Origin of the sequence: Halalkalibacter krulwichiae (assembly GCF_002109385.1) — a bacterium.
Lineage (GTDB): Bacteria > Bacillota > Bacilli > Bacillales > Bacillaceae_D > Halalkalibacter > Halalkalibacter krulwichiae.
Window position 1 is genome coordinate 1,777,740 of record NZ_CP020814.1, and the last position, 20,934, is coordinate 1,798,673.

14 protein-coding genes and 1 pseudogene are annotated in these 20,934 nt (G+C 36.5%); 12 read left to right on the plus strand and 3 right to left on the minus strand.

The features are described 5' to 3' along the window. Nucleotides 1-299 precede the first annotated feature (299 nt). The 12 genes from pglZ to istB all read left to right on the plus strand — a co-directional run bounded on the left by pglZ (nucleotide 300) and on the right by istB (nucleotide 18,646). Complete coding sequence (gene pglZ / locus BkAM31D_RS08920; RefSeq protein ID WP_066159875.1) at nucleotides 300-2,801, plus strand: BREX-1 system phosphatase PglZ type A; 2,502 nt, start codon at nucleotides 300-302, stop codon at nucleotides 2,799-2,801. A gap of 27 nt (nucleotides 2,802-2,828) precedes the next feature. Continuing rightward, on the plus strand, nucleotides 2,829-6,014 hold the full coding sequence (locus BkAM31D_RS08925) for a DEAD/DEAH box helicase (RefSeq protein WP_066159873.1): 3,186 nt from the start codon (nucleotides 2,829-2,831) through the stop codon (nucleotides 6,012-6,014). 61 nt (nucleotides 6,015-6,075) lie between these two features. After that, nucleotides 6,076-6,291: a YdbC family protein gene (locus BkAM31D_RS08930; protein WP_066159870.1), complete on the plus strand. Its 216-nt coding sequence runs from the start codon at nucleotides 6,076-6,078 to the stop codon at nucleotides 6,289-6,291. Nucleotides 6,292-6,664: 373 nt separating this feature from the next. Further along, nucleotides 6,665-8,278, plus strand: a complete 1,614-nt coding sequence (locus BkAM31D_RS08935) for a hypothetical protein (RefSeq protein WP_066159867.1) — start codon at nucleotides 6,665-6,667, stop codon at nucleotides 8,276-8,278. 100 nt (nucleotides 8,279-8,378) lie between these two features. Next, on the plus strand, nucleotides 8,379-10,319 hold the full coding sequence (locus BkAM31D_RS08940; protein ID WP_085449771.1) for an ATP-dependent nuclease: 1,941 nt from the start codon (nucleotides 8,379-8,381) through the stop codon (nucleotides 10,317-10,319). A gap of 49 nt (nucleotides 10,320-10,368) precedes the next feature. Beyond that, nucleotides 10,369-10,686: an IS66 family insertion sequence element accessory protein TnpA gene (gene tnpA, locus BkAM31D_RS08945; RefSeq protein WP_034751745.1), complete on the plus strand. Its 318-nt coding sequence runs from the start codon at nucleotides 10,369-10,371 to the stop codon at nucleotides 10,684-10,686. Beyond that, nucleotides 10,683-11,039: an IS66 family insertion sequence element accessory protein TnpB gene (tnpB, locus tag BkAM31D_RS08950; RefSeq protein WP_066161164.1), complete on the plus strand. Its 357-nt coding sequence runs from the start codon at nucleotides 10,683-10,685 to the stop codon at nucleotides 11,037-11,039. The genes tnpA (BkAM31D_RS08945) and tnpB (BkAM31D_RS08950) overlap by 4 nt, the downstream gene beginning before the upstream one ends. 48 nt (nucleotides 11,040-11,087) lie before the next feature. Continuing rightward, the gene (gene tnpC / locus BkAM31D_RS08955; RefSeq protein WP_085449772.1) at nucleotides 11,088-12,668 is read left to right on the plus strand and encodes an IS66 family transposase; all 1,581 of its coding nucleotides are present in this window, start codon (nucleotides 11,088-11,090) and stop codon (nucleotides 12,666-12,668) included. Between the two features lie 127 nt (nucleotides 12,669-12,795). Beyond that, nucleotides 12,796-14,688: a UvrD-helicase domain-containing protein gene (locus BkAM31D_RS08960; protein WP_066160255.1), complete on the plus strand. Its 1,893-nt coding sequence runs from the start codon at nucleotides 12,796-12,798 to the stop codon at nucleotides 14,686-14,688. A 29-nt stretch (nucleotides 14,689-14,717) separates the two neighbouring features. Beyond that, nucleotides 14,718-15,482: a hypothetical protein gene (locus BkAM31D_RS08965; RefSeq protein ID WP_066160258.1), complete on the plus strand. Its 765-nt coding sequence runs from the start codon at nucleotides 14,718-14,720 to the stop codon at nucleotides 15,480-15,482. 856 nt (nucleotides 15,483-16,338) lie between these two features. Further along, nucleotides 16,339-17,877 (plus strand): IS21 family transposase, encoded by a 1,539-nt coding sequence (istA, locus tag BkAM31D_RS08970; RefSeq protein ID WP_169801165.1) that lies wholly within the window; start codon nucleotides 16,339-16,341, stop codon nucleotides 17,875-17,877. 1 nt (nucleotide 17,878) lies between these two features. Next, complete coding sequence (gene istB, locus BkAM31D_RS08975) at nucleotides 17,879-18,646, plus strand: IS21-like element helper ATPase IstB (protein ID WP_157076924.1); 768 nt, start codon at nucleotides 17,879-17,881, stop codon at nucleotides 18,644-18,646. A gap of 40 nt (nucleotides 18,647-18,686) precedes the next feature. On the opposite strand, the pseudogene tnpC (BkAM31D_RS08980) reads toward istB, so the two are convergent. From tnpC (BkAM31D_RS08980) to tnpA (BkAM31D_RS08990), 3 genes and pseudogenes are all read right to left on the minus strand, one after another. After that, a pseudogene (gene tnpC / locus BkAM31D_RS08980) lies at nucleotides 18,687-20,141 on the minus strand (IS66 family transposase); the annotation flags it as partial. A gap of 44 nt (nucleotides 20,142-20,185) precedes the next feature. Continuing rightward, complete coding sequence (gene tnpB / locus BkAM31D_RS08985) at nucleotides 20,186-20,443, minus strand: IS66 family insertion sequence element accessory protein TnpB (RefSeq protein ID WP_084372510.1); 258 nt, start codon at nucleotides 20,441-20,443, stop codon at nucleotides 20,186-20,188. After that, a complete protein-coding gene (gene tnpA, locus BkAM31D_RS08990; protein WP_066160264.1) occupies nucleotides 20,436-20,753 on the minus strand; it encodes an IS66 family insertion sequence element accessory protein TnpA in 318 nt (105 codons plus the stop codon). Before tnpA (BkAM31D_RS08990) ends, tnpB (BkAM31D_RS08985) begins: the two co-directional genes overlap by 8 nt. Between the last annotated feature and the right edge of the window lie 181 nt (nucleotides 20,754-20,934).

Genomic DNA, 20,934 nt, shown 5'->3' on the forward strand with positions numbered 1-20,934 from the left:
AAAAAGTATATACCTGAAGAAGAAAGTTCCGATTTTGTTTTATTTTAACAGAACAGGAGATTACGAACTAGAAAGTATCAACATAGAGGCTGATAATAGTTCAGTTGTACGATGGAGAGATTTAAGAAGGACCTCAACCTATAAAAATACAGTAGAAAAGGCAAAGCTTACAATAAGTGCTTTGCCTTTTCTTGCGAGATTTTATATATCAATAATGATACAATATAAGGAATTAACACTTAATTTTGACATTCAATTGTAAATTATAGATGAACAACTACCTAGTTCGAGGTGATTATATGGATGTAATTGATTCGTTAAAGGAAAAGATTCAACAAGAAAAAGAGAAGAAAGGGAGAGCGATTGTTTTTTGGTACGATCCAGCGATGCAAGTTTCATTAGCTGAACTACAAGAATCGTTAAAAGATGAAGAGGTTGTAGTTCGTGAGTTAACGGAAAATAATTTCTTTACGACTAAAGTAGAGCTTGAGATCAAACAGCCTAAGCAATCATATTTATTATATGCACCGTTCCCACAGCCGAAGGAACAGCATAATTATTTACTTGATATTTTATTATATAGTGCAGAGTTTAAAGCGGATGAAGTAGCAGTATTAGCAGAACGATTAGGGGTTAAAGATAACGTTCTTCGTCCGATGATGGAGCAATACCCATTATTTTTCCGTAGTGCTAAGCGAAAAGAAAGGCTTGGTCGTTTCGTATCGCAGCAATCCGATGTACGGGATTTAGAAATTGCAATGGTGGCAGTACTCGTTAACTCTCCATCACCTACTATTTCTAGAATTACAAGAAGTCTTTTGGTTGCTGGGATTGAAGAGGAAAATAATAAGTACATAGGTGATGTTAAGAAATACTTTTTACTTGAACGAATGTACGAACTAATTCAGCAGTATTTCGGTATTTCTATTCAAATTCATGAAAATCCCCTTACATACATACTTGAAGTCATGTTATATCAACACGTGAAACGAGATGCGTTGTTGTCTGCAAATTCATTAGATGAACAGTATCCATCTACATTACCAAATGTTTGTGCCATACTAGTTGATGATTGGATGCGATCCAGTGAAAAAGAAACATTGGTTCTTGAGCAATACATTAAGGATACAGAGGTAACATTCCAACTTCGTCCGTTATTAATCGAGCATGAGTTAGACCAGTTTGAGAAGGTTTCAACTTTCCCGACGATAGATTACTTATTAATTGAAAAGCTTATTGATGAATTAGAGCATGATGTCTCAAATGTGAAGGAATGGCAAAAACGTCTTCTCTACAGGAAGGGAACCTATTGGGGAAAGAAGAAGCATATACAACAACTTTATGACGTGTTGTTAGAGGCAGTTCGTTTCACTGATAGAAAGTCATTCCTAAAACAATATGACAGTCGTTCAGAGGTATATGGTCAATATGCCACAAGCTTGCATCTAATTGACCAATCATATCGTCGGTTTATGTTTTATTATACGAAGCTACAATCAAGGGAAATCGTTGATTCATTGGCACAGTCTTTAACCAATTGGTATGAAAACGTATTTTTATTAAAAATGGCAACAGAAAGTAATTATTTTCTTGAAAACAACGAAAGCACACATGTACCGAAACAACGCACGTTCTTTTCTTCTTCCATTAAGCCAATTCTTGATAAAGAACAAACAAGGGTGTTTGTCATTATTTCAGATGCCTTACGTTATGAGGCAGGGGCAGAATTAAGTGAACGGTTAAACAAACGAATTAATGGACAAGCATCTGTTTCACCATTATTTGCTAGTCTACCTTCTTACACACAGCTTGGCATGGCGTCGTTACTACCAAATCGTCGTTTTTCGATTGACAAGAAGTTCGTGTACACTGATGAACATTCAACAAGTGGCTTAGTGAATCGCAATAAAATTCTACAGCAAGCTCATCCTGATGCTAGTGCATATCATTTGAATGATTTACTTGATTGGAAGGGTGAGGCAAACGAATATTTAAAAGGCAAACGTCTTGTTTATTTTTATCATGATGTCATTGATGCGACGGGAGATTCAAAGAAATCTGAACGTGAGACGTACGATGCTGTAGAGAGAGCTCTTGAGGCAATTGAGCGTGCTGTTGACCGTTTATCTGCGTTACAAGCGAAGCGAATTTTTATTACGTCTGACCACGGATTTTTATTCCAACTAACCAAGGTAGAAGCAGATGCAAAAGTAGAGGCTGTGACTGGTGATGTTGTCGACCAAAGTCGTCGGTATGCAATTGGTTCTTCTCTTTCTGTTCCAGAAGGAGCGATTAAATTATCTGAAAGTCAAACTCTGTTTGAGAATGCAGAAGTTGTACTTGCTAAAGGGGTTAATCGATTTAAAACGGGTGGTGGCTTACAGTTCATTCATGGTGGTGCGATGCCACAAGAAGTGATTACACCTCTTATCGATTATCGAAGAACAGAAATGGCAGAACAGGTGAACGTAAGTGTTGCGATGCTTGACAAGACGATTACCAACTATCGTATTCCTGTTTCATTCTACCAAGAAGAGAGTATCTCAACTGATTATGTACCACGACAATTAAAAATGGCGTTTTATCAAGATGATGAACGTATTTCAAACGAAGTAACCATGACGTTTGATTTAGTGGGTGAAACACAGGAACGTAATCAAACGATTCCATTCAACCTTGTCGAGAAGTATTATGCAATTGGTGAGACATGTACGCTAAGAGTCGAAACGATACAAGGGAACAAATCCCAAATTTATAAAGAGGAACGATTTACTATTCGAATGTATGATGCAATCTATTAATGCTCATGAAGCTGGTGGAGGGGTAACATGCTAGATGTTGGTGAAATAGTCAAAGGACCGTTCTGGTCTGAAATTGTAGAGATAAAAAAATGTGAGCTGATTGATGATGCTTTATATGTTGTTGAAGCAATTGGAAGACAGAGTAGTCAGTTCTATGAGACCTACCTCGAAGATTATCAACTAGAGCAATTAGAACGATTGCAACAAAAGACGAATACATCCTTTAATAAAGAACGTCTGCAGCATTATTTACAATATTATGTGCTACGAGCAGATGAGAAATATTCAGAGTCTCAGGCACGAGGTAATAATAAAATGATGCCACTACCTCACCAGATAGAAGCCGTTTACAGTCGGATGCTTCAATCACCGCAAGTTAGATATTTACTTGCGGATGATCCTGGTGCAGGGAAGACAATCATGTCCGGAATGCTTTTACGGGAATTAATGGGTCGTGACATGGTTGAACGTGTTCTAATTCTAGTGCCACCTCTTGTCTTAAAGCAGTGGCAGGAAGAGCTTCGTGAAAAGTTCTCAGAGGACTTTGTTATCGTCAATCGTACCCTTTTAAATAGCGCTGGTGACATGAATCCATTTGAAACACATGATAAGCTACTTGCCTCTCTCTATTGGGCTTCAAGAGAAGAGGTTAAGAACTTAATTTTAAAAGCAAACTTTGATCTGGTTATTGTAGATGAAGCACATAAAATGGCAGCCTATACTCATGGTGTGAAAAAGAAGAAGGTTCAAAGGACGAAAATGTTTCAATTAGGTGAGACGTTACTTCGCCATACGGAGCATTGCTTACTGCTAACTGCTACACCACATAAAGGAGACAAGGAAAACTTTCGCCATTTGATGAGTCTAATTGATCACGATATTTTTTCAAAGTTAAACAGTAGTGAGTCGTTATTTGAAAAGAGTAATCCTTTCGTTATTCGCCGATTAAAAGAGGCGATGGTAAAGTTTGACGGTACGCCGTTATTCCCTAAGCGAACAACGAAAACGCTTGGTTTCGACCTGAGTAAAGAGGAAATTGAATTGTATGAGGAGGTAACAGAGTATGTAAGGGAGCACTTTAACCGCGCAAAGCAAAATAATAAGCCGAGCGTGGCCTTTGCAATGATGCTTCTTCAACGACGCCTCAGTTCATCAGTAGAGGCGATTTATTTATCGTTAGTCCGAAGAAAAGAAAGATTAGAAGAAGTAATGACGCAAGAACGGAAGTCCCATCAGTTAGATATTGACCCGTATGAAGAATTGTCACCAGAAGAACAAGAGGAGCTTGAAATGAATGTAGAAGGGGAAACGGATACATTGGACCTAGCTGAACTCCAGCTGGAGATTGATGTACTTAGTCGTCTTATCAGGAAAACAAATCAAGTTCGTCAAAGTGGCACTGAACGGAAGTATATGGAATTAGAGCGAACATTGTTTGGACCAGATGGACTTCTAGCAAAAGGGGAAAAAATCCTAATTTTTACTGAATCAAAAGATACGCTATATTTCTTAGAGCAGCGACTTCTTGGACATGTACCAGAAGTGACGAAAATCATTGGAAACTACTCGATGGACAAACGACGGGAACAAGTAGAAAGATTTCGCAATGAGGCTCAAGTCATGTTGGCAACAGATGCAGGGGGAGAATCGATTAATCTCCAATTTTGTAACCAAATGATTAATTACGATATTCCTTGGAACCCTAACCGCTTAGAACAAAGGATGGGGCGTATTCATCGTATTGGACAAAAGAATGAAGTGTTTATTTTCAACTTAGTTGCAACTAATACAAGAGAGGGCGATGTTTTAACTCGCTTACTGACGAAGCTAGAGATGATGCGTGAAGACTTAGGACAAGAGCTTGTCTATGATTTTATTGGGGATGTCTTAGAAGAACAGTCTGTCGATTTATCCTCATTAATGGAAGAAGCCATTAGTGGACGAGAACACCTTGATGATATCATCGCACGTATGGAGAAGACGTTATCAGAAGAACATAAACGATTGTTAGAGCTAACCAAAAATGAACGGGTAGACGAGCAGAGTTTTGATTTACCAGGAATGAGAAGAGCACACCATGAACGCACAATTACGAGCTTGCCAGCAAGAGTCTATGGTGAATTTGTAGTTAAGCAATTTGAAACGTCTCGTATAAGGTTGAATGTATCTCACGACCGTAAAATAGCTAGAATTGAGCGATTTCCAAAAAACATTCGTGAATTTGCAAGGAAACAGAAAATCATGATTAATACTGAAGAGTCTACTCGCTTTGCCCTTCAATCAGGAGCACAAAAAGAAGGTATAGAATTAATAAGGAGCAGTGAGCCTGTCTACAAGTTGTCGATGACATTAGCAGCTAACGAAGTACAGCAAATTGTTTTGCCTGTCTGTCTACTTATTGGAAATGTGACTGAGCCTCTAACCGTCGAATTAAGTGAGGTACGTATCGTGGATGGAACAGGAAGAGAACTTGAGCAAAAGCTCTTATTGTTAGCAAAAAGAGCTGATGGTCGAAGAGTAACGATTAGCCCGTATCTTCTTTTTGAAAGTGAATTACGATTAACGAATGCAAATATTTCGGAACAACAGGGCTTTAAAGGAGAAGTGATTCAACAAGCAAGGAAGCTTCTTAGAAGTGTTCAACTAAAACGTGACCATTATGTAAACAGAAAAAGTATGTATTTACGTAAAGCTTTTGACGAGCAAATGAACACGCTTCAAGAGCGCCTGCAACAATACGAAAGTAACAACGAAGACAATCGAAATAGTGCATTAATTAACCAAACATACACTCAAATAGAAGATTTAGAAGAACGCAGCCGTGAACGCTTGGATGAAATGGAGCGAGAGCGTAGCATTCAGCTCCGTCCTGTTAAACGACTAGCTCAAATAAGAATTGAACCGCTAACAGAGACTTATCCAAGGCTGATCCCAGAAGATGTGTATCCACTTATCAAACAGTACGAGCTTGAAAATGGTAGGGTGAATGTAACTGCACAAAGTGCTTTTGGACTTATTGATTTTACATCAGAAACACCAGATGGGGAGATTCGTCTCATTCTAGTTACAACTAACATAAATGAGTTATTAAACCACCTTCGAATAGAGGACTATGAACATATAAGGGACAGTGTGTATGTATATGAGCTAGATAGCGATTCAATTATGGCCGATAAATCATTATCATTGTTAATTAGCGAGTCACTGTTTTAAATAAGGCTCTGATCACTAAGCGTAGAAATTATATAATCGGTATAATAGGAGGATTTAACTCATGGCTGAACTAAAGTTCGAAATCACTGAACAGATTGCGGTATTGTCTGAATCTCCGAAAGGATGGACGAAAGAATTGAATCTCATTAGCTGGAACGGCCGTGAGCCGAAGTACGACATTCGTGACTGGGATCCGAACCATGAGAAGATGGGGAAGGGTGTTACCTTGAGCAATGAAGAATTACTAAAACTAAAGGAATCATTAACAAGGGTTTAGTAATTCGATAGCCTAATTTGACGAGAGTAACGAATGGATGAAAGTTGCTCTCGTTGTTTATTATGAATAACTTAAAAAGCATCCAATAAAAACATAACTTGACAATTGATAAGTACCTTTCTGAAATAGTTAAAATACTCCAATCTAAAGTGCAATTTTAACCTACCTTTAAATCCAATAAACACTTTTACTAAGGCGTTCTAAATACTTTCTAAAAGAATTGCAATCTCCATGTATACTTCCTCCCATTATATTTTATGCGAAAATATTAAATCAAATATTGCATGAGTATTATTATCATATATGGAAAAATAATACTTTATAAATGATATAATAGTCTGAGAAATTACTGTAATAGAAGGGTGTGTGTTACTTGGACTCGGCCTACCTGCATAATTCAGTCTTTAACATTGAATTGAAAAGAAGAGAGTTAGAACAACGAAATCTAGCACGTTCCGAAGTTAAACGTTGGTTCGAGGATAACTACCGTGTTTTTTCAAAGAAGAGTGCATTTACCTGTTTATGCTGCAACAAACCAGTAAATATGAATTTAACTAAAGATGAGGGCAGACCATTTTATTTTCGCCGCAATGATGAGAGTGAATGTTCTTACTCTGAAAACACGAAGACTTATGATAAGCATGTTTCTAAACTTGAGGACAAGTCTAAAAAAGATATTGGTCTTACAATTTTTCGAGAGAAATTAGAAGGTGAGCTGAAGCCTTACAATGTCGAAATTGAGAGAGGGTATCATTACAAAAAGAAGCTCTCGTTTATTCCAGATTTCATCATAAAGTTTCCTAACTCTGAGGAACACTGGGCGATTGATTATTTTACAGCAATTGACCAAGGTTTAACTTCAGGCAGTTACGCTCGTCATTTATCTAAACGAATGAAAACTTATAAAGAAGAAGGTTTTAAGCCCTTTTCATTTGTGGATTATAGTTGGCTTTCTTTTTTAGAAGAGACGAATAAAGGAACCCTGCTTACTGCTGAAACTTATGTAACTAGTAAAACACATGAAGATTACCAGTGGGATACATTTCTTGAGCAAAATATGCAAGGTAGATTACTAGACTTCTTCACGAAAGTTACAGGGGCTACTATGAGAGAATTTAATAGCCGAAGTATTGCTTATGTAGATGTATTTAATAGGCTATGTACAATCTTTCGCTTTATACCAATAGCACAACATGATCGGAATATCACTTTTTATAAACTATCATCATCTGAAATCCCTCTGGCTCAAGCGTTAGCGATGAATGCTGACCACAATCATTTTGTACTTTCAAAAGAGAATGAGGATGATAGGAGAAATGATTTCCTAAATGCACTATTTGAAAAGAAACAACAATTTGAGTTAGAACAACAGGGGTTGAGAGAGGAGCAAGGAAGAACTAAAGCAGAGGAAGAAAGAGTTAAACAAGAGGAAAAAAAGCAAAGGTCACGGTTAAGGGCTGAGGCTGCAGAAATGCAAATGCTAAGACAGAGGGCTGAAGAATTAGAAGACGAACAAGTAGAGAGAGAAATGCAAGAAAGGGCTAGAAGAGCAGCGTTAAGACCTATTGAAGAACATCCTGAATATTGGAATGAACGGTCTCGTAGGAACTCTAAGTATAGCAATTACACCTATCAACAAAATCCTTCGATAACTACCCATGAGAAAACGGAGGACAGCATAGAAAAAAAGAAAAAAGAGAAGGTTCGAGATTTATTGTTGTCTCAACCTATTACAGGTGAACTCTATATTGATGGCGATAAAAAGTCTTGGCGGATTGTAATTTTAAAGTGGATAAACGAAAATCAATCAGGTGATTCGCTAGTTGTTTCATTACAGAAGATTATCAGTCATATGAAAAGTGAAGGCATTTCTTTCAATCAAAGTGATAAGCTTGTTAAATATACTATAAAACATTTCCTTGAGTTTTATAGGAAGACGATAAAAACAGAATTGAAGAAAATGATTGAATTAAACATTAAAGAATAACTAATTGTTCTTCAAGTATTGTTAATTATCGAATATAGAAAAATAAAAATTTGGTCAGGTCATAACATTGTGATCCTTATAGGGTGGAGGGTGTATTACTTTGAAAATTACTTCTCTTAAAATTAAAAACTTTAGATGCTTTGGTGAAATAGAAAAGCAAATTAATCTATCAGATATTACAACATTAATTGGTAGCAATAGTTCTGGAAAAACAGCCGCACTTCAGGCGTTGCAGAAGATGTTTGGCATGACGCAGAATGAACGTAGACTTGTAAAAGGGGACTTTTATGTTTCTAATGAAGTAGATATTAATGCAATAAAAGAATTGAGTTTATACATAGAAATTAAAATTGAGTTTCCTGAACTAGAGAATGAGGGTAATGATGGCGAGTACAGTGTACCTGCATTTTTCTCGCATTTCACTGTAGATTCTTTAGATCAAAAACCATATGTAAGAATGAGATTAGAAGGTAATTGGTATTCAGATAATACTCCCGATGGTGATATTCAACAAAGGTTGTTTTTTATAAATGTTCCAGATGGTGAGGAAGTTACAGAAGAATCTCTTCTCCCAGTATCTCCACATCAACGTTCCAAAATTCAAATGCTTTACGTTCCTGCTATTAGAGAGCCGATAAAACAGTTAAAGAATGCTTCAGGGACCATTCTTTCAAGAATTTTAAATAGTATCAGTTGGCCAGAAGATATGAATCAACAAATAAAGGATGAAATGAGTTCAGTTAATGATCTATTCAATAATATTGAAGGGGTAGATGGAATAAAAGAGATAATAGGGCAACATTGGAAAAAATACCATAGTGACTCACGGTATAATGAGGCTAAACTTGAGTTCAATAGTACTACACTAGAAACGATATTAAGTAAAATAGAGGTGCAATTTTCACCATCTGTTGAATCTAATCCCTATACCATTGATAAGTTAGGTGACGGGTTACAATCTTTATTTTATTTATCCATTGTATCATCTTTATTAGATGTAGAGGGGAAAATTTCAAGAGACTCAGGTGCAGCACTAACTATTTTAGCTGTTGAGGAACCGGAAAATCATATATCTCCACATTTACTGGGGAAGGTCGTAGAAAACTTAAATGAGATATCACAAATTAGTAATGCACAAGTTTTATTAACATCTCATAGTGAATCTATAATTAAAAATATTTCACCAGAAGATTTATGTCATTTAAGAATTGATAAATCAACAGGATCTACTATTGTAAACAGTATTGAACTACCTAGTAAAAGTGCAGATGCTTACACATATATAAAAGAGGCTATTAAAGCATATCCAGAAGTTTACTTTGCAAAACTTGTAGTTCTAGGTGAAGGAGATACTGAAGAGATAATTATACCAAAATTATTACAAGTAAAAGAAATTTCATCATATGACACAGGAATTTCAATAGTGCCATTAGGTGGAAGACATGTAAATCATATGTGGAGATTACTTAATCAATTAGATATACCTCATATAACGTTATTAGATTTAGATTTAGAACGAGGTGGTGGTGGTTGGAGTAGGATTAAGTATGTAATTAAAGAACTAATCGAAAATGGTAAGGATAGAAATAAATTATTGGAAACTGATGAAGGAATTTTATTAGAAGACGAATTCAATGACATGCACGAGTGGGAAATTAACGTTACCAAAATAACTTCTTGGATTGAAAAGTTAGAAAGTTATAATGTCTTTTTTTCAAGTCCAATAGATATTGATTTTCTTATGCTTGAAAGATTTCCGTCTGAATATAAAGAAACAATGAGGATAGGCCCTAGATTACCTGATAAGGAGGAAGACCCAGATAATTATAGAAAAAAGGTCACATCATCGATTCAAGCTACACTAAAAAATGAAAATGCTACTGGCTTTACATATTCGGAGGAACAACATGAATTAATGGTATGGTACAACTCTCTATTTTTAGGTAGAGGTAAACCAAGTACTCATATTGATGCTCTAGCAAAGATATCCGATAGCGAGTTAATAGAAAGTAAGCGTCAAATAATACACACATTCCATTAGCCCTGGTCCCATGCGATACTCTAATCAATAATGATGAAAGGGTGTCGCTATGAAACGTAAAGAAAAACACGATTTGTGGAAAAAACGCATGGAGGCATACGAAGCCAGCGGGGAGACGATCCCAAAATGGGTATCTAAACAAGATGACATTACAGAATATCAATTCCACTATTGGCGAAAGAAGATCAAGGAAGAAGGAAACTCAGATTCAAGTGATGAGGTAAGCCGCACCTGGACATCTTTTGATGTCCCTACCTTCACCACCACATCCATTGAAGTGAGACTAGATGATCTGTCTGTCTATATTCCTGAAAATGTGAGTGAAGAACATTTGTCTCGTGTACTACGCGTGTTGAGAAATGGATGATCAATCAACGCTCCATTGATAAAGTCTACCTTGCAAAAGGGAGTACAGACTTACGAAAATCCATTGATGGACTTGCGGCTATCGTACAAGAAAGCTTTCAATTAGATCCCTTCTCCCCATGTCTATTTGTTTTCTGTAATAGACAACGAGATAAGATCAAAATCCTTCACTGGGAACATAATGGATTTTGGCTCTATTATCGCCGTTTAGAAAAAGGTACGTTCCCTTGGCCAGAAGATTCATCTTCTTCTCCGCAAATGATTAGCCACCGTCAGTTCCGTTGGTTACTTGACGGCCTTTCTATTGATCAAAAATCTGCACATCCAAAAGTTACCGCACAGCGAGTCATTTAATGAATAAATGATAAAGCAAATCGATGAGAGGTGATGTATAATTAAGCTATGAAAACTACAGAAACCACCTCTCAACCTACAACTGAAGAATTAGAAGAACGTGTCTCATCACTTGAGGAACAAAACGCAGAGCTGACGGCAAAAATTAAATGGTATGAGGAACAATTCCGTCTTAGTAAGCAACGCCAATTTGGTACTTCAAGTGAGAAGACAAATGCTGATCAGTTAGAATTGCCTCTTTTTAATGAGGTAGAAATTACTGCTGACCCATCGATTGAAGAACCTACGGTTGAAACCATTACGTACGAACGTAAAAAAACCAAAGGTCAACGTGATAGTAAACTTGAGAACCTTCCGAAGGAAGTTATTGAGTATCGATTACCTGAAGAAGATCAGGTTTGTTTGTGCTGCAATGGAAAGCTACATGAAATGTCAACAGAAGTACGACGTGAATTAAAAGTCATCCCAGCGGAAGTGAAGGTCATTGAACATGTTCAACATGTTTATGCGTGTCGCCGTTGTGAACGTGAAAGCACTGAGACTCCTATTGTTAAAGCTTCTATGCCGAAATCTGTTTTTCCAAAGAGTCTTGCTTCGCCATCTGCGATGGCCTACATCATGAATCAAAAATATGTAGAAGGGCTTCCATTATACCGTCAAGAACAGCAATTTGCTCGTCTTGGTATCATTTTGTCACGCCAAACATTAGCTAATTGGGTTCTTTATGGTGCTAATACATGGTTAAACCTCATCTATGATCGAATGTATCAATATCTGATGAATCTTGATATTGCTCATGCTGACGAAACGACGCTGCAAGTGCTACGAGAGCCAGATCGTCCATCAACAGCTACCTCTTACTTATGGCTTTATCGTTCAGGACAGGAAGGCCATCCGATTGTATTGTTTGATTACCAGCAAACACGAGCAAGTAAACATCCTAGAAAGTTTTTATCTCCTTTCCAAGGATACTTACATGTAGATGGATATGCTGGATACAATGGAATTCCAAACATAAAGTTAGTTGGTTGTTGGGCACACGCTCGTCGAAAATTTGATGAAGCTTTAAAGGCTTTGCCTAAAGAACAACAGTCGAAAGATGTCACAGCCAAAGAAGGCTTGAAGTTCTGTAACCAACTATTTGCGATTGAACGAGAAATCAAAGATTTGTCGTTCTCTGAACGTCATCAAGTACGTCTAGAAAAAAGTCGACCACTTCTTGACGCTTTTTCAGCATGGCTTCGCATGCAAACGCCAAAAGTATTACCAAAGAGTGCACTAGGACAAGCGATCAAATACTGTCGAAATCAATGGGATAAGCTAGAGGCTTTCTTAGATGATGGCAGACTGGAAATTGATAATAATAGAAGTGAGAGATCCATTAAGCCGTTTGTGATTGGCAGAAAGAACTGGATTTTTGCCAACACTCCGAAAGGAGCAAAGGCAAGTGCTGTGACTTATAGTATTGTAGAAACTGCCAAAGAAAATGGCCTCAACCCTTATCAATACTTAATGCACTTGTTTGAGGAGCTTCCCAATATAGATGTGAGTGATGAAAAAGCCATTGATCAATTGCTTCCTTGGTCAAACAGTCTTCCGGCTCACTGTCGTATTCAACATGATAAGTAGATTATAAGTTAATCCCCATCTCTATAATAGGTGGGGATTATTTGACGCTTACAATAGAAAAGTGTCCAGAGGTCTTCGAAAGATTAATCTATAAAATTAGAAGTTTGATTAGTTTGTAGGTGAAATAATGATAAAAGAGGAATTATGGAAACCAACTGATGGGATAGTTCTAGAGGAAGCTGCTTATCAAGTTGTAAGGAACCAAGAGAATACATTGGTAATTGCTGGGCCGGGGGCAGGGAAGTCAGAGTTGCTAGCCCAACGTGCTTCCTATTTATTGGAGACAAATATATGTAAAGATCCTCAAAAGATACTTGCTATCAGTTTTAAGGTTGATGCAGCAGATAATTTAAAAAAGAGAGTAGAAAAGAGGATGGGTGGCGAATTAGCGAAAAGGTTTGAGTCCAGAACATTTGATTCTTTTGCTAAAACCATTCTAGATAGATTTAGACTAACGTTACCAAGCGGATGGCGTCCAGATGCAGAGTATAATCTGGTTTTTAATGATCGAGAATTAATGGATATTGCCATTGGATATATTAAAAACGAACATCCTAACTTTCCGAATTGGCGATATGAAATAAAAGCTGATCGTTTGGTGAGAAGTTTAACTAAAGATCCATTGCATTTACTTGGCGAAAGAGAAGATGATTTATACGGTTGGGTAACAAAAGAACTATGGAAAGTAATGATTAAAGGAGCTTCATCTCTCCAATGTTCATTAACATTTCCTATGATATCTAGGTTAGCAGAATATATATTAAACCTTAATTCATTTATAAAGTCTGCACTAAGATTGACTTATAGTCATATTTTTCTTGATGAATTTCAAGATACGACCTATGTTCAGTATGATTTGCTAAAGGTAGCGTTCTTAGGATCGAGTTCTGTTCTAACTGCGGTTGGTGATGATAAACAAAGAATTATGGGTTGGGCAGGGGCAATGGCTAACTCATTTCAGGTCTATTCTTCTGATTTTAAAGCACAAAATTTCCAATTAACTTTTAACCATCGTTCTGCTCCTAGATTGTTAGAAGTACAAAACGTATTATCTGAAGCAATTAATCACAATGCTTTTCATGTAAGGTGTACTGATAAGTGGGCAAAAGATGATGGAGTTTGTGAAGTGTGGACTTTTAATGATTATGTTCAAGAAGCAAAATACATCGCAAGGTTTTTAAATGTAAAACTTGAATCAATTAAACCACGTGATATTTGTATAATTGTTAAGCAGCAAGAGAGTGTTTATGCAAAGCAAATTATTGAGGAATTAAAAAAGGTAGGAATTAATTCAAGGATTGAAAAAGATTATCAAGATTTATTGTCGGAAGAATATGTTCAATTAATAGTAAATACACTTTATCTTACGATCTTTAAAAGTTCTCCAGCAAGATGGCAAGAAATTATTAAACTAATATCTGAGCTTAATGGAATTGATTATAATGAAGATTTAAAAGCAATGTGGGGAATTGAAGAGGAATTTCAAACTTTTATTTCTCAATTAAAAAGCAAAATGAATAGTATAAGTGATATACACAATGAAATACCTCAAATACTTGATGATATAATAGATTACTTCAGTTTAATTAAATTTAAAAATTACTATCCAAAGTACTCAGTTGGAAACTTATTAAAAAATACTAGGGAAAAGTTTCATCAAAAAATATTAGAATCTTATATAGAACATGGAGAATGGGATAAAGCAATTCAAGATTTTTTAGGAGATTATAGTATACCTATTATGACTATTCATAAAAGTAAAGGATTAGAGTATGAATGTGTTTTCTTTATTGGTCTAGAAGATGATGCCTTTTGGAGCTTTAGAAGCCAATCTGATTCTGATATGAGAGCGTTTTTTGTTGCTTTATCTAGAGCAAAAAGTGAAGTTTATTTTACGTTTAGTGAAATACGGGAAATCATGAAGTATAGAAAATTACAAACAACGCATCAATCAAGATCTATAATTTCCTCGTTATATGGACTTTTAGTTACAGCTAACGTAGAAACAAAAAATCTCTAAGTAATATGGAAGGCTAAGGAGGGATATTATTGAGTTCGAAAAATGCTACCGACTTATTAAAAGAATACGTTGAAAGAATTAACGAGGATATTCACTCTATGGTTGGGGAAGATAAGAAGATTTTGAGGGAGGCAAAGATTACTTTAAATGACATTTTGAAAAAAAAAGAAGGTTCCCAAAACTTTGAGGACTTACATGCTTCATCTCTATCTATTTTCACTACAATTATAAGTAAATTTTTCATAGGTAAGATATCTGAATTTAGTAAGATTAGGCATCAGTCTGGGGGTGCTAATTTTGCTATCGCTCATTTATTTGGGCATAGTGACATTGAAGAAGATCCAATATTTGCAGTTAGTAAAAATAATATTGAGTTTTCCGCGAAATCCCTTAATCTATTTAAAGACAATAGAGTGACAATTGCGTTAGGGAATGAAATTGAAGAGCATGTGCCACATAATCGATTACATGTAGAGAATCTACAATTTTATACTCCTGCTAAACAGGCAAGGGGATTTGCAGATAAAACATGTGCTGAAAGAAAAATCGTAGCCCACTTATTAAAACAAATAAAAGAAAAAGGTATCTATGATTTGGAAGGTTGTACGCTCTCTGTATACACCAAGTTGGAGCCATGTATTTATTGTTTTAATATGTTAGATTCATTTAGAAAGGAATACGGAGTCGATATTTACCTAATTTATAATGAAATGGCTAAACAAATGAAAGAGGAATTGGAAGATCCGAATATACTCGAAGAAATTAATGAGTTACTTGAATTGTTTGAGTCTTAGATATAATTTTTGAAAATATTTTATCATTGCCTAATTACTTGAGAACGGGGGTTTATTGCAACAATCAAGGAAAACGATCGTTTGATCGAAAAAGAGGGACTTATTTGGAGGATAATGGAAAGATTGTTTTGCTCAGAACCAAATTGAATATAAAAATATGATCTTACTAATTGAGTTGTCCTATGAAAGAAAATATAAGTTAATAAAATACCCCAAAGTTGAACGGATTATAATGCGCGGAGAAATTTATAAGCTCTATGCTACAGTCAACAATGTGCACATGTTGAGTATATAGAAGTGGTAGATTATACTTTTCATCTGTATTATCCACCAAATTATTTTTACACAAACTTTACACATTACCATCACTAAACCTTATAAACACAATATCTTTTGACCAATATCGACCCCGTGTACCAGTGTCATCTAATCAGCTAAAAAATTGTTTCCGATAACTCTATAAAACAAAGTGATTACGATTACAAGGTTATTAAATCCACCCAATTTATTTTGGGTGGATTTTCTTAATTATGGTTATATCGTAAGCGTCAAATAATCCCCACCTATTATAGAGATGGGGATTAACTTATAATCTACTTATCATATTGAATACGACAGTGAGCCGGAATACTGTTTGACCAAGGAAGCAGTTGATCAATGGCGTTTTCATCACTCACATCTATATTGGGAAGCACCTCAAACAAGTGCATTAAGTATTGATGTAACTGCTAGACTAAACTGAACAGTTTTTGCTCGATAAAACTGAACACTTTCTGCTCAAATAACTTCCAATCAGTTAAAATTTGAAAGTATGAAGAAAACTGATTGGAGGACTAAGAAGGTGTTGAAATTAGAAATGATTGTTGAAGTTCATCAATTGAAAAGACAAGGTTTTAAAGTTGCTGTTATTGCGAGAAAGTGCAATCTATCAAGAACTACAGTTTATGAATATCTAGAAAGGGATTTTGAAGAAGCATGTAGGTGGGTGGACGATTTGAAGACTAGGAATCGGAAGCTGGATCCTTTTCAAGATCATATTCTAGGATGGTTAAAAGAGCATCCTGATTTATCTGCTTCACAAGTTTCTGATTGGTTAGAGGAACGCTATTCTTTTTCTGACGTTGGTGATAGTACTGTTCGTACTTATGTTAGAGAGTTGCGAGAAAAGTACCATATACCAAAAACTGTTACATTTCGTAGTTATGAAGCTATAGAAGAATTACCAAAGGGAAAACAAATACAAGTGGACTTTGGAGAAATGAAAATTAGGACATTTGAAGGGAAATGGATAAAAATTTATGTCATTGCCTTTGTCCTTTCCCACTCACGGTATAAATATGCTGAGTGGCAAGATCGGCCTTTCACGACTCGCGATGTTTTGCGTTGTCATGAGAATGCATTTGAGTATTACGGAGGCAGGACAGACGAGATTGTATATGATCAAGATAAGCTTATGACTGTAAGTGAAAATGGAGGCGACATTATCTATACGGAAGAGTTTCAAGCTTATAAAGTGCAAAGAGGGTTTTCAGTTTATTTATGTAAAGCAGCAGATCCAGAATCTAAAGGTAAGATTGAAAATGTTGTGAAATTCATTAAAAGGAACTTTGCGAAAAATCGAGTGTTTCATCAGCTGGACACGTGGAATGAGCATTGTTTAGCTTGGCTTGATAGGAAAGGAAACTATCAAGTGCACAATACAATAAAAAAGAGACCCGTCGATGTGTTCGCCCTGGAAAAGCCACATTTACGAAAGGTCTCCACTCTACTCTCTTTCGAGAGTAACCATGGAACAAGTATAACAAGAACTGTCCATAAGGACAATATTATCAAATATCAATCTAATAGGTATTCGCTACCACTTGGAACTTATAAACCGCAGGGAGAAAATACGGTCTATATTCGAATCGATAAAGAAGAGCTAATCATCGAAAAGACCCCAGGGGGTGCACTATTAGCTACTCACCCTCTTTCTAGAGGAAAAGGTCAACTAATAAAGAACACGCATCATTCAAGAGATAAATCAAAAGGGATACAAGCATATATGGAAACGATAAGAGCTTCTTTTGATGAACAGGATAGGATACAACTATTTCTTGAAGAAATTGAAAAGCGATACCCTAGATACATACGAGACCAGCTACAAATTTTACACAGAGCAGTGAAAAATTTTGAACCATTTATTCAACCTGCCTTAGATATTTGTATTAAGCAGACCTTGTGGAGTGCCAATGATTTTCATGATGTCATAAAACATTTAGCAAGAATTGAAAATCATGAGGGTACTATACTTCCCACTGATATTCCGATAATAGAAATGTCCTCCATTCATTACAAAGAGAAAGCATCTGTTAGAGAACTAGATGGTTATCTTAAGATTTTAGGAGGTGTCTAAGTTGGAATACTCGGTAGAGAGTTTACAAAGACAATTGCATCATTTAAGAATGTCCGAAACATCAAAAGAGCTGCCTGCTTTTTTAAGGAAAGCAGAGTCACACTCGTGGACCTATCAGGAGTTTCTTCGGGAATTACTTTCATATGAGGAAAAGCGTCGTGAAGAAAAAATGATCGAAAAACACTTGAAGTGGGCAAAGTTTCCTTACCAAAAGACCATTAATGAGTTTAATCTTAAAGAAATGCCATCACTTAGTAAGAGACAGTTAAGGCAGCTCCAGGAGCTTTCTTGGCTTGATGAATCTTTTAACCTACTATTTTTGGGACCGCCAGGTGTTGGCAAAACACATATAGCAATCGGATTGGGGTTAGAAGCCATTCAAAAAGGACATCGTGTATCTTTTGTATCCATGGGAGAATTAGTACCTTTATTAAAAAGTGAGGAATATCTTCGGAAATCTCAACTGAAAATGAAGAGAATTAGAGAAGCTGACCTAATCATAATCGATGATCTCATGTATATGGCAATGGATCAAAATGAAGCTAATCTATTTTTTCATCTGATTAACCATCTTTATGAACGAAGTTCAATCATTCTTACATCAAATAAAGGGCCTGAGGAGTGGGGAGAATTAATAGGAGATAAAGGAATAACAACGGCGATTTTAGATCGCCTTCTCCATCGCTCTGAAGTGCTTCATTTTGATGGAGCTAGTCATAGAATTAAGTATCGAGAGTCTCTGTTTCAAGCGAAAAGTGTTCAAAATTAATGAGCAAAAAGTGTTCAAAACTACTTGACGGTTACAATTGATAAGGATTGAGGCCATTTTCTTTGGCTGTTTCTACAATACTATAAGTTAGAGCACTTGCCTTTGCTCCTTTCGGAGTGTTGGCAAAAATCCAGTTCTTCCTGCCGATCACAAACGGCTTAATGGATCTCTCACTTCTATTATTATCAATCTCCAGTCTGCCATCCTCTAAGAAAGCCTCTAGTTTATCCCATTGATTACGACAGTATTTGATCGCTTGTCCTAGTGCACTCTTTGGTAACACTTTTGGCGTTTGCATGCGAAGCCATGCTGAAAAAGCGTCAAGAAGTGGTCGACTTTTTTCTAGACGTACTTGATGACGTTCAAGGAACGATAACTCTTTGACTTCTCGTTCAATCGCAAAGAGTTGGTTACAGAACTTCAAGCCTTCCTTAGCTAAGACTTCTTTCGATTGTTGTTCTTTAGGCAAAGCTTTTAAAGCTTCATCAAATTTCCGACGAGCGTGTGCCCAACAACCAACTAACTTCACATTTGGAAGTCCGTTGTATCCAGCATATCCATCTACATGTAAGTAGCCTTGAAAAGGAGATAAAAACTTTTTCGGATGTTTACTTGCTCGTGTTTGCTGGTAATCAAACAATACAATCGGATGGCCTTCCTGGCCTGAACGATAAAGCCATAAGTAAGAGGAAGTTGTTGATGGACGATCTGGCTCTCGTAGCACTTGCAGCGTCGTTTCATCAGCATGAGCAATATCAAGATTCATCAGATATTGATACATTCGATCATAGATGAGGTTTAACCATGTATTAGCACCATAAAGAACCCAATTAGCTAATGTTTGGCGTGATAAAGAGACACCTAAACGAGCAAATTGCTGTTCTTGACGGTATAATGGAAGCCCTTCCACATATTTTTGATTCATGATATAGGCCATCGCAGATGGCGAAGCAAGACTCTTTGGAAAAACAGGTTTCGGCATGGAAGCTTTAACAATAGGGGTCTCAGTGCTTTCACGTTCACAACGGCGACACGCATAAACATGTTGTACATGTTCAATGACCTTCACTTCGGCTGGTATGACTTTTAATTCACGACGTACCTCTGTCGACATTTCGTGTAGATTTCCATTGCAGCACGAACAAACCTGATCTTCCACAGGTAATCGATACTCGATGACTTCCTTCGGAAGGTTCTCAAGTTTGATATCACGTTGCCCTTTGGTTTTTTTACGTTGATACGTAATCATTTCAACCGTAGGTTCTTCAATTGATGGATCAGCCGTAATTTCTATCTCATTAAAAAGAGGCAATTCTAACTAATCAGCATTTGTCTTCTCACTTGAAGTACCAAATTGGCGTTGCTTACTAAGACGGAATTGTTCTTCATACCATTTAATTTTTGCCGTCAGCTCCGCGTTTTGTTCCTCAAGTGATGAGACACGTTTTTCTAAATCTTCAGTTGTAGGTTGAGAGGTGGTTTCTGTTGTTTTCATAGCTTAATTATACATCACCTCTCATCCATTTGCTTAACATTTCATTAAATGACACGTTGTGCGATAACTTTTGGATGTGCTGATTTTTGATCTATAGAAAGGCCGTCAAGTAACCAACGGAACTGACGGTGGCTAATCATTTGCGGAGAAGAAGATGAATCTTCTGGCCAAGGGAACGTACCCTTTTCTAAACGGCGATAATAGAGCCAAAATCCATTATGTTCCCAGTGAAGGATTTTGATCTTATCTCGTTGTCTATTGCAGAAAACAAATAGACATGGGAGCGTTGATTGATCATCCATTTCTCAACACGCGTAGTACACGGGACAAATGTTCTTCACTCACATTTTCAGGAATATAGACAGACAGATCGTCTAGTCTCACTTCAATAGATGTGGTGGTGAAGGTAGGGACATCAAAAGATGTCCAAGTGTGGTTTACCTCGTTATTTGGACCTGAGTTTATTTCTGCCTTGATTTTCTTACGCCAATAGTGGAATTGATATTCTGTAATGTCATCATGTTTAGATACCCATTCTTGTATCGTCTCCCCGCTGGCTTCGTATGCCTCCATGCGTTTTTTCCACAAATCGTGTTTTTCTTTACGCTTCATAGCGACACCCTTTCATCATTATTGATTAGAGTATCGCATGGGAAAAGGGTTATTGGAATGTGTGTATTATTTGACGCTTACGTTATATCCATCTATGCAATAATTTCATGTCTTGTCTTTAATATAATCCCTAAGAGTTTCTTTCAATAACCCGAATAATTGAGCATATCAAAAATGACTG